12 protein-coding genes are annotated in these 13,841 nt (G+C 39.2%); 5 read left to right on the top strand and 7 right to left on the bottom strand.

Annotated features, from left to right (window positions below):
* The 3 genes from IQ236_RS05575 to IQ236_RS05565 form a co-directional block, all read left to right on the top strand.
* Nucleotides 1-2,163 (top strand): glycoside hydrolase family 10 protein (locus tag IQ236_RS05575; RefSeq protein ID WP_193868335.1); only part of this gene is annotated, 2,163 nt, incomplete at its 5' end.
* 189 nt (nucleotides 2,164-2,352) lie between these two features.
* Nucleotides 2,353-2,928: a Uma2 family endonuclease gene (locus IQ236_RS05570; protein WP_193868334.1), complete on the top strand. Its 576-nt coding sequence runs from the start codon at nucleotides 2,353-2,355 to the stop codon at nucleotides 2,926-2,928.
* A gap of 222 nt (nucleotides 2,929-3,150) precedes the next feature.
* On the top strand, nucleotides 3,151-3,726 hold the full coding sequence (locus tag IQ236_RS05565; protein ID WP_193868333.1) for a Uma2 family endonuclease: 576 nt from the start codon (nucleotides 3,151-3,153) through the stop codon (nucleotides 3,724-3,726).
* Between the two features lie 117 nt (nucleotides 3,727-3,843).
* On the opposite strand, the gene IQ236_RS05560 is transcribed toward IQ236_RS05565, so the two are convergent.
* A complete protein-coding gene (locus tag IQ236_RS05560; RefSeq protein WP_193868332.1) occupies nucleotides 3,844-4,491 on the bottom strand; it encodes a DUF1036 domain-containing protein in 648 nt (215 codons plus the stop codon).
* Between the two features lie 179 nt (nucleotides 4,492-4,670).
* Here IQ236_RS05560 and IQ236_RS27615 point away from each other — a divergent pair, with 179 nt between their 5' ends.
* Nucleotides 4,671-6,095 carry an AAA family ATPase gene (locus IQ236_RS27615; protein ID WP_228041433.1) on the top strand — a complete coding sequence of 475 codons (1,425 nt, stop codon included), beginning with the start codon at nucleotides 4,671-4,673 and terminating at the stop codon, nucleotides 6,093-6,095.
* Between the two features lie 79 nt (nucleotides 6,096-6,174).
* Here the strand turns inward: IQ236_RS27615 and IQ236_RS05550 are convergent, their stop codons facing one another.
* The 3 genes from IQ236_RS05550 to remA all read right to left on the bottom strand — a co-directional run bounded on the left by IQ236_RS05550 (nucleotide 6,175) and on the right by remA (nucleotide 8,436).
* Complete coding sequence (locus IQ236_RS05550; RefSeq protein ID WP_193868331.1) at nucleotides 6,175-7,512, bottom strand: GNAT family N-acetyltransferase; 1,338 nt, start codon at nucleotides 7,510-7,512, stop codon at nucleotides 6,175-6,177.
* A gap of 10 nt (nucleotides 7,513-7,522) precedes the next feature.
* Nucleotides 7,523-8,080 (bottom strand): guanylate kinase, encoded by a 558-nt coding sequence (gmk, locus tag IQ236_RS05545; RefSeq protein WP_193868330.1) that lies wholly within the window; start codon nucleotides 8,078-8,080, stop codon nucleotides 7,523-7,525.
* 89 nt (nucleotides 8,081-8,169) lie between these two features.
* Nucleotides 8,170-8,436, bottom strand: a complete 267-nt coding sequence (gene remA, locus IQ236_RS05540; RefSeq protein WP_072716911.1) for an extracellular matrix/biofilm regulator RemA — start codon at nucleotides 8,434-8,436, stop codon at nucleotides 8,170-8,172.
* A gap of 326 nt (nucleotides 8,437-8,762) precedes the next feature.
* Between remA and IQ236_RS05535 the strand changes: the two genes are divergently transcribed.
* Nucleotides 8,763-9,734 (top strand): NAD(P)-dependent alcohol dehydrogenase, encoded by a 972-nt coding sequence (locus IQ236_RS05535; RefSeq protein ID WP_193868329.1) that lies wholly within the window; start codon nucleotides 8,763-8,765, stop codon nucleotides 9,732-9,734.
* Between the two features lie 136 nt (nucleotides 9,735-9,870).
* Here the strand turns inward: IQ236_RS05535 and IQ236_RS05530 are convergent, their stop codons facing one another.
* The 3 genes from IQ236_RS05530 to IQ236_RS05520 form a co-directional block, all read right to left on the bottom strand.
* Complete coding sequence (locus tag IQ236_RS05530; protein WP_193868328.1) at nucleotides 9,871-11,556, bottom strand: NAD+ synthase; 1,686 nt, start codon at nucleotides 11,554-11,556, stop codon at nucleotides 9,871-9,873.
* A 676-nt stretch (nucleotides 11,557-12,232) separates the two neighbouring features.
* Nucleotides 12,233-13,000, bottom strand: coding sequence for a carbon dioxide-concentrating mechanism protein (locus IQ236_RS05525; protein ID WP_193868327.1), 768 nt, complete (start codon nucleotides 12,998-13,000; stop codon nucleotides 12,233-12,235).
* Nucleotides 13,001-13,083: 83 nt separating this feature from the next.
* Nucleotides 13,084-13,809 (bottom strand): carbon dioxide concentrating mechanism protein, encoded by a 726-nt coding sequence (locus tag IQ236_RS05520; protein ID WP_193868326.1) that lies wholly within the window; start codon nucleotides 13,807-13,809, stop codon nucleotides 13,084-13,086.
* Between the last annotated feature and the right edge of the window lie 32 nt (nucleotides 13,810-13,841).

The raw sequence follows: 13,841 nt of genomic DNA, 5'->3' as shown, positions 1-13,841 counted from the left end.
GTTGTCACCCGTCCCAACCCCACACCACCAGCCGTTGTCACCCGTCCCAACCCAACGCCGCCCCCAGTCGCAACCCGTCCCAACCCCACACCTCAGCCACCTGTTACCCCGACGGTAGCAACCCGTCCCAACCCCACACCTCCTCCTGCTGTCCCGACCCGTTCCAACACCAACCTACCCCAACCGATAACACCAACGGTACAGCCAACAGCTATAGCTCCACCCCGTCCCGTCACACCGCCAACGGTTCCCCAGGTGCCGCCTTCTCCTCCCCGTTCCACGACACCACCCCCTCCGACTGTCACCGCCACGCGGACGTTACCCAATACTCCAGCAGTTCCCAATAATTTTATTGACCCTTCCGAACAAACGGCGCCTGCGGGGTTAGAAGTACAGCCGGGAAATGAACCCATTGAGGAATTAACGGCGATCGCCATGCGTCAGGAATTAGTAGATTTATTAGGACGATTTGAAAATGCGTTAATTGCCTCAAATTCGGGTAATGTTCCGATTAATTTACAAGTTGCTTCTACTCAATTAATGGCAGGACAAGGCGGAAGTTTAGCCAGTGCTAATTTTAAACAATCCGATCAAATGATTACCAAAGCTCGACAGGTGATCAAGGATTTTCCTGAATTAGTGGCTCATCAAAATTGGGGGGAAGCTCGTCGTCAATGGTTAGAAATGCGTCAACAATTATGGCAACATTATCCCACTGAAGGAGAACGCTTAGGAGCAGAAATTCGGGCGGTTTGGTTAGACCGAGGAACCATTGTTAAAGCGGGGGGTGAAGCCGGACTAGCGCAAGTCTTTGATCGGTTAGCATCGGCGGGCATTAATACAGTTTATTTTGAAACGATTAATGCGGGTTATCCCATTTATCCCAGTCATATTGCACCTCAACAAAACCCCTTAATTCGAGGATGGAACCCGTTAGAATCGGCTGTTAAATTAGCCCATGAACGGGGAATGGAATTACACGCTTGGATTTGGGTATTTGCGGTCGGAAATGATCGTCATAATCAACTTTTAGGACAACCCAGTAGTTTTTTAAGTCCGGTCATTCAAGCCCATCCTGATTGGGTAAATATTAATAATTATGGTGAGTTAAGAAATACCCGTGATCATAAAGTTTATCTTGATCCAGCCAACCGAGAAGCCAGAGCTTATGTCCTGCGTTTAATTAATGAAATTGTAACGACCTATAATGTGGATGGGTTACAGTTAGATTATATTCGTTATCCGTTCCAAGATCCAGGAGGAAATTACACCTATGGTTATGGCAAAGCCGGACGGGAACAATTTCGACAATTAACGGGAGTTGACCCGGTTAATATCACACGCAAAAATCCTCAATTATGGAATCAATGGACGCAGTTTAAAACGGATCAAGTCACTTCTTTTGTCGCCGAAGTTTCACAATTTTTAAAACAACAAAAACCCAATGTGATTTTATCCGTTGCGGTGTTTCCCCATCCTGAACAGGAACGAATTCTGAAAATTCAACAACATTGGGAAGTGTGGGCGAAACAAGGTTATGTGGATTTAATTGTACCCATGACCTATGCGATGGATACAAACCGTTTAAAGCGAATTACTCAGCCTTTAACTCAAGAACAACGGTTAGGATCGGCGTTAATTAGTCCAGCGATTAAGTTATTGAATCTTCCTGAAATTGTAGCGATTGATCAATTACAATCCTTACGGGATTTATCCACCGGAGGCTATTCAATTTTTGCTGTTGAAACCATTGGTAATAATTTACAAAACTATTTTCGCCGGACTCAAAATTCTTCTCAAACAACTCAACTTCCAATCCCCTATCGACAACCTTTTGCAGCAGCCCATGATCGGTATTTAGCATTAAAACGAGAATGGAGTTTTCTGTTATCTAATGATCAACTTTGGATTCGAGATGGGGAACTAAAAGCCTTGAGTACCCAAGCAGAAGATTTAGCCCAAACCTTAAAACAGTTAGAGGATAATCCCTCTCCTCAAACCCTAGGAATTGCTCAACAAAAGTTAGCAACCTTCCAAAAACAATTCCAAACTTCTATGCGTTTACAAGCCTTAGAACGTCCCTATCAAGTCTCTAGTTGGGGTAATCGTTTGGCGAGTATTGAGATGTTGTTACGGTATGGAGAACGAAAAATTAAAAATTAAAATTGTAGGGTGCGTAAGGCGAAGCCGCACGCACCATTTCTGATGCAATTATGATACAATGATCAGGAGCAAATATTTTTGAATTTCGTGTTAGATGGTGCGTGCGCGGTGCTTACGCACCCTACGGTTTAAGTTTTACTTTTATGTTAGATTAATAGAAAAGGGATGTTGTAAAGTTGAGGTGACAACATGACTAAAACCCCTGTTAAATTAACCTTTGAGGAGTATTTAACCTACGATGACGGAACAGATAACCGTTATGAACTTGAAGATGGGGTGTTAATTCCGATGACACCTGCGAGTCCTATACATTCTGATATTATTGAATTTCTCTACGATACCTTCAAAGCTGAGGTCAAAAGATTAGGGTTAGACTGGAAAGTTAAACAGGGAGATGTCGGGGTGCGAACTCAAATTAATCGCTCTCGACAACCGGATATTGCTATTATTCAAGGGGAAGATTGGCGACGGTTACGACAGTTTAAAAAATCAGCCATTCTGGAAGTTCCGGCTTTATTAGTAGTAGAGGTTGTGAGTCCTGGGGAAGATAACGAAAACCGAGATTATGTTAAAAAGATGACTGAATATGCTGAATTTGGAATTTCTGAATATTGGATTATTGATCCGTTAACAGAACAGGTTATTATCAATTTTCTCAAGAATGGAAGTTATCAGAATACTATTTTTACAGGTCAACAAAGGATTATTTCTCAACTATTCCCTGAACTTAATTTAACCGTTGAGCAAATTTTTATAGCAGAATAAAAACTAAAAGTATTGACAAAAAAGCTATAGCAAGAGCGTAGGGTGCGTAAGGCGAAGCCGCACGCACCATTTCTGATGCAATTATGATACAATGATCAGGAGCAAATATTTTTGAATTTCGTGTTAGATGGTGCGTGCGCGGAGCTTACGCACCCTACGGTTTAAGTTTTACTTTTATGTTAGATTAATAGAAAAGGGATGTTGTAAAGTTGAGGTGACAACATGACTAAAACCCCTGTTAAATTAACCTTTGAGGAGTATTTAACCTACGATGACGGAACAGATAACCGCTATGAACTTGAAGATGGGGTGTTAATTCCGATGACACCTGCGAGTCCCATCCATTCTGATATTGTAGGGTTCCTATTTATCTGTTTTTATCAGGAAATTCAAAGACGGAATTTAGACTTAAAAGTAAAACAGGGAGATGTGGGAATACGAACTAGAATAAATCGCTCCCGACAACCGGATATTGCTATTATTCAAGGGGAAGATTGGCGACGGTTACGACAATTGAAAAAATCAGCCATTCTGGAAGTTCCAGCTTTATTAGTGGTAGAAGTCGTGAGTCCAGGGGAAGATAATGAGAACCGAGATTATGTTAAAAAAATAACTGAATATGCGGAATTTGGAATTTCAGAATATTGGATTATTGATCCGTTAACAGAACAAGTGATCATTAATTTTTTAATCAATGGAACTTACCAAAATACTATTTTTATAGGTCAACAAAATATTGTTTCTCAACTATTTTCCGACCTTAATTTAACCGTTGAGCAAATTTTTATAGCAGAATAAAAACTAAAAGTAACGAAAACATACCAACAGCAAATGTAGCTGAACCAAGAACAAATGCTGCAACTGGAATGCGGAAACTATTAATTTTCATATCTGTGCCTATCCTCTTATTTACATCTATGGGTTAATCGTGAAATTGGTATTAGCTTTTACCTTCCAAAAAGTCTCCGAATGACCTCCTATCTGTTCGCAGGAAGATCCGTGATTAGAATTATCGTTAACCGTTAAATAAAACTCGGGTCTTCCGCCGTCCCTTTCTTTAGATGTATAAGCCCCATGATCAGAAACACAAAATGTAGCTGTATGCTCTGACCGAATTGGAGCTTTAACTCCACTCCTTGCTTGTATGCGTATGTAAATCATTTGTCCCTTGGCTTTGGTTTCGTAGACAATCTTGGATTCACCTGGATTAACTTTCCACCAACCTTCAGAAACCCAAAATGCTGGAAGCATTACTGCAACGCTAGAATCAGAGGGGCCACCGGAAGCAGATGATCTACTGCGCTCATAAACTCCATAGGCGAAATAAACAGACTCATTGCTTTGATTTTTGATGGTAAAACTATCATAAACCTCACTCCTTGTTCGTGGCATTGGAGGATTAATCTGTCGTATAGTCTCGCCTGGAGATTCCCAATCGCGGGGATTGCAAGTAACATCAAGAAAACCACACCCTGCTGAGGCTCTGTTAGGAGGACTCAACAAGGGTAATAAAGAGCCTAATAAGCCAACAATAGCTAATACAACTATTTTCTTCTTAATCATGACTTTACCTCATTCAAATTACCTATTTCTAATTTTTTAACCTGTGTAGGGCGAGAGTCGTCCCGTGCTGGGGCAGTTTCGCTTAAATGCTCAATAGCTTGCTTTCTTTTATTACACCCTAAGACCAATCCCTTTGTCAGTCGGATGGTGTCGGTACTTTTTCCTAAAAAATTCCCAAAATGTCGGAAAAAGATCGGAAAGATCGGATACAATTGGATAAGATTATTCAGTGTCATCTCGCTATGGATATTGCAGAAGTATTGAAACTCGCAGATCAACTGCTTTTTACCCATACAGGCGAACATTTAGACCTTCTGCAAGAAACAATCCTTAAAGGTACATTACAGGGCAATAAATACGCTGAGATTGCATCAGAAAATCATTTAAGTGAAGGTCATGTTCGAGATACTGCATCGGAATTATGGCAAACTTTATCGAAAACTTTAGGGGAAGATATTAATAAATTAAATGCACGGTCTATTTTAGAAAAAGTTATTATCTCTAACAGTGTTTCATCTGGAAATTTTATTAGTATTCATCAAGTCAGTATTTGTCCAAAACAACAGAAAAAACCTAAATGTTGTCCTCTATTAAAACCCTCTGAAAAAAATCATTTAGACTTAGATGCTACACCAGAAATTACCGCATTTTTTGGACGAAATCATGAACTAAACACTTTAAAAACCTGGTTAATTCAAGACCATATCCGAATGATTACCTTAGTTGGGATACTTGGAATTGGCAAAACGATGCTGGCTGTCAAACTTATTGAAGAAATCCAAACGAAATTTCAATATATTATTTATCGCAGTCTCCAGTATTGTCCAACTATAGATGTTTTTCTAACAGATTTACTGCAAAGTGTTATTTCTCCTGCTGTTTTTCCAAATAGTCTTGATCGTCAAGTTGATTTATTGCTAAAATTTATTAAAAAACATCGCTGTTTAATTATTATTGATGATCTGCAAATGCTCTTTGAAACCGGACAATATGCAGGTCAATATAAACTCGAATTTGAAGGGTATTATTTATTATTTAAACAAATTGCTGAATTGTCTCATCCCAGTAGTTTTTTATTAATTACCAGCGAACAACCCGAATATTTAACAGTCGATAGTCCTAAATTTTTTAGGTCATTAAAATTATCAGGATTAGGAGATTGTGCTACAAAAATTTTAAAGAATAAAGAATTATTAGATCAAGAAAATTGGCATGATTTAATTGAAAAATATCAAGGTCATCCCTTATGGTTAGAAATGACAGCTACGATGATTCAAGAACTATTTTCTAGCCGAGTCACAGATTTTTTAGCTTATCCTGAGTTAATATTAAGTAATGAAATCACATTTCAACTGAATCGTTTATGGAGTAGATTAACCAAGTCAGAACAACAGGTAATCAATTATCTAGCCAAACAAGAAAATGAGGTTGCTTTGATGCAGGTTTTACAAGAAATCCCTGATCAACCCACAGATATATTAAAGACTATACAATCGTTAAAAAGACGTTGTTTGTTAGAAGATACTAGCTATACAGATCAACATCACGCTTCTTTACTAAAGATTAATTCAATTTTAAAATATTATATCATATCTCAATATTAACAAAACTTACGCAGAAACCCCGTTTCTGAATAAAAGATGGTGCGTGCGCGGAGCTTACGCACCCTACGATTGAAGTTAATCAAGGTGAAACCCAAAACATTCCTTTAATTCCGTTAGGGTCGGTAATAAACCCTAAATGATGATAGAAATTAACGGCTTTTGAACCTGCAAATAAGGTAATATTTTCGATGTTTTGCTGGCGCAGTTTTTCTAAGGTATATTGAATTAAGGCTTTTCCTAATCCTTGACTTTGAAAATTAGGATGAATGACCACATCCCACAAAGTCGCATTATAAACATGATCAGAAACGGCGCGAGTAAACCCAATTAATTGTTTTTGCGTATCTTTGACAAACCAGAGAGTCACGGCTAAAAAACTGTGTTCTAGGGCGATTTTCATTTGTTCGTGGGAACGAGTCATCCAACCCACTGCTTCAAAGAGTTGGTCTAATTGGTTTAAGTCAAAATCGATATCTGTACTTAATATAAATTGTCCGTTTTTTTGATTCACAGCTAAAGGATTATAAGAAGAATTGACAGTGGGGTTAGCAGCGATCGCATCATCATATTTAGACCATTTTTCGAGATTTTGATTAATATTTTGATGTTGCAAAAGAATTGATTTTTCTAAATCTTTCTTTTTCTGAAACACCGTCTTTAATTTTTCTTTAATTAACCGCTCATCAGGATAAACTTCCATTGCCATTGAATACAGAATTAAAGCAGCATTCATCCAATGTTTATGGAGGAAAAAATCTGCTATTTTAATCCATGATTTTAGATTACTTTTTAGAAAATTAATAATATTTTGATATTCAGGATATTGTTGACTATTCTGAATCACTTTTCGATAATAGGCGATCGCAAGATCAACGGTTTCCGGTAAACAAGATTCTAGGGTTTCTCCTAATTTAGTGGCAATAATCGCAAAATCCTGTTCTTGATGGGTTTGTAGAAGAATAACCAAACTATTCCAATAAGAAGTAATGGCTAAATCCCAGTTTTTTTGTTGAACCAACGCATCCCCTAAATTACAATATGACCAATGAAATTGAGCATTTAACTGAATAGCTTTACGGTAAACATCAACCGCTTCTTCCCAGAATTTTAATTTTAATAAAGCATTTCCTAAATTATGATACGACCAGGGAAAATTAGGATTAAGTTCAATGGCGCGACGATATTGAATAATCGCCTCTTGCCATTGTTCTTGTTTTAATAAAATATCCCCTAAATGATGATAAAACCAAGAGCAATTAGGATTTAATTCGATAGCATGACGATAATTTGTGATCGCAGCTTGCCATTGTTCTTGCTGACTCTGCAAACGCCCTAAATTAGCATAAGCTTCAGCCGACTTGACATCCGTTGCCATCCCATTAACCAAGTTGAGTTTTAAAGCATCTTCCTCTGGCATATTTCCTTATTTAAACAGGAGTATATAGCACAGATTCTAATCGTTGTAACGCAAAATCTAAATCATCATTAATTACTTCAAAATCAAACTCATTCGCCGCGTCTATTTCTGCTTTTGCTCGCATTAAACGCCGTCGAATAGCCTCTTCAGAATCCTGACCTCGACTGCGTAAACGACGTTCTAATTCATCAATAGAAGGAGGCATAATAAAAATTCGTAAAGCGGAAGGAAATGTGCCTCGAATTTGGCGAGCGCCTTCTAATTCTATTTCTAATAAAACCGATGTTCCCGCTTCAATTTGTTCTTTAACTGGGATTAAAGGGGTTCCATAACAATTACCTGCAAATTCAGCCCATTCTAATAACTCTCCCTGTTCTAACATCTCTTGAAACCGATGGCGATCTACAAAATAGTAGTCTTGTCCATTAATTTCACCGGGACGGGGAGAACGAGTGGTTACAGAAACGGATAAATGCAGGTCAGGATGACAGTTGAGCAGGGAACGAACCAAGGTTCCTTTTCCGACCCCACTAGGGCCTGTCATGACAATTAATCGGCCTTTTTTCATGGCATTTTTACTTATTCACGCTTAATAAGAGTCTTTCTATTTTCTCATAGGATGCCGATGGAAACCAAGGGGAAAAAATACAAAATCCCTTAATCATCACGGGAATTCCCGTCTTTCGCTATCACGAACCGATGAGCAACGGTTTCTGGCTGAATGGCAGAGAGAATCACATGGCTAGAATCAGTGATAATCACGGCTCTGGTTCTACGTCCATAGGTGGCATCTACTAACTGTCCGCGATCGCGTGCATCCGTTATAATACGCTTAATGGGAGCCGATTCAGGACTAACAATAGCAATCACCCGATTTGCAGAGATAATATTACCAAAACCAATATTGATTAACTGAATATCCATAAAAATCTCAACTATAGGGTTTGCCCAGGTTTTTGCGTCATAATTCCATGATAGTGAGAATTTTTGGGAGTTACAACTGTTTATGGGTTAAAAAGTTCCGGTTTTATCCTCTTGAGTTTGTTTTTTATTGTTGAGTTAAAATACCAAAAATTACTAATTTTAATGAATATTTTGCCGGATAAAACCGTTAATATAGAATTCAAAAACCCTATTTCCCCTAAAAAAAAACAGCAAAATATTAATAAAAATAAAGAGAGCCTGAATCCCCATCTCCAGAAGTATGTGTTAAGCTGACAGGTGTTCTCTGCCTATTAATGTAACCGATTATGAAAGCAATTGTTATCGATCAATACGGATCACCCGATGTGCTGCGTTATCAAGATATTCCCACCCCAACGATTAAACCGGATCAAGTTTTAGTCAAAATTCATGCTAGTAGTATTAATCCTGTAGATTGGAAAATTAGGCAGGGATTATTACAACCTTTATCCGGCTACAATTTCCCCAAAGTTTTAGGCTGTGATTTATCGGGGGAAGTGGTGGAAGTGGGGGAAAAAGCCACAAACTGGCAGGTTGGAGATCAAGTTTATACCTTCGTTAATCCCTTATTTGGCGGTGCTTATGCGGAGTATGTAGCGGTAAGTGCTACCAATCTGAGCTATAAACCCCAAAATATGACCTATACTGAAGCTGCGGGAGTTCCGGTGGCGGGTCTGACGGCGTTACAGGGGTTGTTAGATTTAGGTCAATTGCGACCGGGACAACGGGTATTAATTAATGGTGCTTCTGGCGGTGTGGGAACCTTTGCGGTGCAAATTGCTGCTGCGATGAATGCAGAGGTAACGGGGGTTTGTGGGACGGCTAATGTTGAGATTGTTAAACGTTTAGGAGCCCATACTATTATTGACTATACCCAAGAGGATTTTACCCAGCAAGAAATTCAATATGATATTATTTTTGATGCGGTGGGTAAACAGTCCTTTTTTAATTGTGAAAAAGTTCTAAAACCGGATGGAATTTATATCTCAACATTACCAACGGTTGATAATATGGGAGCGACCCTACAAACGTTATTCTTTTCTAATCAAAAATGTAAATTAGTCTTAGCTCAACCCAGCCGTCGAGATTTAGATGCTTTACGAGATTTGATCGAAACGGGTAAAGTTAAAACCATCATTGATCGAACCTATTCTTTAATTGATTTGGCTGAAGCTCATACTTATAGTGAAATGGGGCGAACTGTTGGCAAAATTGTGATTACGGTTAATGAAGGGTTACAAACCATTAATATTGATTAGGGAAGAGGGAATTACGAATTACGAATTACGAATTACGAATTACGAATAGGGAATGAGTCAGGATTTAGTAGAGACGCGCCTATTTATGCCGTCAGGTTATTACCGCGTCTCTACAACTGTAATGCGTTGCTATATATTACCAATTAATAGCTTTAGCAATGGGCATTCTCCATCCGGTTCCAAACGCGCGATCGCTAATTTTTAATCCGGGTGCAGCTTGACGACGTTTAAATTCAGCAATCATGACTAATTTAATCACTTTTTTAACGACAGCTTGTTCATGTCCTGCTTCCACAATTTCAGTCAAGGATTGATGTTTTTCAACTAAACGATATAAAATATCATCTAAAATTTCATAAGGAGGTAAAGAATCTTGATCCACCTGTCCCGGTTTGAGTTCTGCACTCGGTGGTTTCTCTAATACATGATAGGGAATTATGTCTTGTTCATAATATTGATTGAACCAAGAACATAAGGAATAAACACGGGTTTTAGGGACATCTGCAATTACTGCTAATCCTCCATTCATATCGCCATATAAGGTACAATATCCCACCGCCATTTCTGATTTATTTCCGGTGGTTAATAACAAATGCCCAAATTTATTAGAAACCGCCATTAATAAGGTTCCTCGGATGCGAGATTGGAGGTTTTCTTCGGCTAATCCAAAGGCGGTTCCTGCAAACATCGGTTCTAGGGTTTGATCAAAGGTTTGCATTAAATTTCCAATGGGTAAAGTTTTGGTTTTAATCCCTAAATTATGGGCTAATTCTAAAGCATCTTGAATCGAATGATCAGAACTATAGGGAGATGGCATTAACACCCCTAAAACGTTTTCTGAGCCTAATGCTTCCGTTGCGATCGCTGCAACTAAAGAAGAATCAATTCCCCCACTTAACCCTAAAACTACTTTAGAAAATCCACATTTATCCACATAATCTTTAACCCCTAAAACTAATGCTAACCAAATTTCTTGATCTTCATTTTCAATTAAATTTATGTCTGGATTTTGGCTAGATTGAGCAATTAAATCTTGTGTTTTTGAATCAAATTCTATAACTGCAAAATCTGTCTCAAAAGGGTTTAGACTTAAAATTTTATCGCCATTTTTATTAAATGCAAAACTACAACCATCAAAAATTAAATCATCATTTCCGCCTACTTGATTGGCATATAAAATCGGAATATTATAGCGTTTTGCAGTATGACTAATTAAAGATTGTCTGAATTTTTGCTTACCGACTTGATAAGGTGAAGCTGATAAATTAACCACTAAATCAACATCTAAATTCGCTAAATCGTGAAACGGATTACAAGGATAATTGCGTTTTCCCCAGAATAATTCATCATTCCATAAATCCTCACAAATTGTTACCCCAATTTTCAAGGTTTCTTCTAAATAAAAAAACTGGCTTTCTAACCCCGGTTCAAAATAACGATCTTCATCAAAAACATCGTAAGTTGGTAATAATCGTTTTTTAAAATACTGTTTAATTTCACCCTTTTCTAATAATGCAGCACTATTAAAAATCGGGTTCCCACCTTTTGTTTGATAATCTAAATTTTGTTGAATTGTTCCCACTAAAACGGCAATTTGAGGCGGTAAATCTATTGCTAATTGTTGTAATTTTTTCTCTGTAGCATCAATAAAACTCGGACGAATTAATAAATCTCTAGGGGGATATCCGGTTAAGGATAATTCTGTTGTTAGTAACAGATGACATCCCGCTTCAACCGCGTTTTCTGCTGCTTCTAATATTTGTTGAGCATTGACCGTTAAGTCTCCAACCGTCGGGTTAAGTTGAGCGATCGCAATTTTCATAGGTGTTTGTCCTAATCAATCAAGAATGTTTAAACTGTACTATAAACACTTTTATTATTCCCAAAGTAAGACTCGTCAATAAGTATAGAATCCTCAATCAGAGAAAGCAACTATTTTAGCATTTGAGACCAATCTAAAATAAGCATCCCCCTTATTTTAGTTTTCTGGTAAAATCTAAAATAAGCCATCCCATAATTCCCGATGAAGAACTTTAAATCTGGCACATACATCCAACAGAGTCATTACAAAAGTTTTCAACCCAACCTCATCAATAAAGCACCGCAAAAAATAGTATTACAACTTTTGATAAAATTTTAAAACTTCAGAAAACAGTAGATGCCAAAATCCAAACGTTAGGTCGTCGAACATTCAATGCTCAAAAAGTATTGAATTCCTTGTATCAACGACCCCTAATTAATGCAGGTGAAGTCACTAAATTAACAGGACTTTCTTCTGCATCATCCTATAAACTCATTGCCGATTTAGAAAATCTCTCAATTCTACAAGAAATCACTGGAGGAAAAAGAAGTAAGCACTACATATTTTCTGAATATTTAGATTTGTTCAAATAAGCCTAATCATTAACCAGAATGTTCGCGCCTATTTTGATTGATCGCTTGTACAATCTCAATCTGTTAACCCGACAATCATAGGACTGGTGAAAAACCCTAAAAATCTATAAATATTCTTCCTGTACAGGCATTTTTACTTTTTCTAAATCAGGAAGCTTAACAACTTCTTTCTCCTGTTCCTTAACATTAATGGGCATCCTTAACGGTTGACGCTGTTCGATCCAACAACTGGCTAAGGGTAAGGTTTGATCCAAATCTTCCAACGGTCGCGGAATGACCATCACCGCGTTTAACTCGCCAATGCGTTCGGCTTCAAACATTCCCGCTTCAACAGCCATTGCCACATCGGACACCGGGCCGCGAATAATCGCCGTACACAACCCCGCCCCAATGCGTTCATAGGACATCAGACGCACATCTGCTGCTTTTAACATGGCATCTGCGGCCCCCACCATCGCCGGAAATCCGCGTGTTTCTAGTAAACCCACCGCTTGATTACTTAAACGATGACTTCCCCCCCCACTGGTGAGATTAGATAAGCGGGAACTAATGGGAAGCACAATTTCTAAATTGGGAAACGGTCGGGGAATGACTAAGGTAGAGATCAATTGACCAAATTGTTTCGCGGTTTGCGCTCCGGTTTCCACCGCTAACCGCACCTCAGAAATTTTTCCCCGGACAATGGCTGTACAATGTCCCCCCCCAATTTTCTCATATCCCACTAAATGAACTCCGGCGGACTTGAGCATCATATCAGCCGTTCCCACAATGGCTGGGAAACTCTGAGTGGAAACTAAACCCAAGGCCAGATCTCTAAACTCGTGCTGAACTTGCTGTCCAGAAGAACCGGAATTATGTTTGTTTATGTCCATTTTCAATCATTCCGATGGGTCGGGAAGAGGGGTGTTGACTGTTGAGTGTTGACGGTTAACCGACAACCAACACCCAACACCCTTCAATTCGGGGGATTATTAAAGGCTTTGCGATGGGGAAGCAAGGTATCCAATAACTGACTGAGGTGTTCCTTACCATAAATAATCGGAGGGAGTGGCTGGGGTGACAGTTCCACCGATTCTGGGGACTGAGGAACCAGAGCCGATTCTTCCGATTTTTCCGGGGAAGGAGCGATCGCCGGTTCTGGTTCAGCAGGAACCGATAAAACATCTGAAGGTTGAGCCGGTTTTTCCTCCAAAGCAGAAATAATCTGGGGTTCTGAAGGAAAAGAATCTAACTCTAACAGAGGATCGGACAATTCACCAAAACCAGAAAGGATTGGCGGTGATGGGGTGAGCGGAGGTTCCGGTGGCACAGATACCTGTTCGGGTTCTAATTCACCAGAGCGATCGCCAATCACAGATCTCGCAGCAACGACTTGTTGAGGGGCAATAGAACTCTCAAAAATCGTTGTTTCTGAACCAATACAGGCATTTTCCCCCAGGGTTCCCGCCCCCAGAATTAACACCCCCGACCCCAACACAACACCTGCCTCTATTTCTAGGATACCGTGATAAGCCTGAATAATCACTCCCCGACCCACACAAACTCCCGCAGCAATCCGAAGCTGACTATCGGTTGCCGCTTGTAAGATCACCCCGGGTGCAAGGGTGGCACTGGGATCGATGGTGACATCGCCACTCACATAAACATCAGGGTTTAGGAGTTGCGGTGGCGATATGTTCATTGTTGCTGGAACCTCTAGCGTTTCAACAGGAA

Source organism: Planktothrix mougeotii LEGE 06226, assembly GCF_015207485.1.
Classification (GTDB): domain Bacteria; phylum Cyanobacteriota; class Cyanobacteriia; order Cyanobacteriales; family Microcoleaceae; genus Planktothrix.
This window is presented reverse-complemented; position numbering and strand designations above follow the sequence as displayed.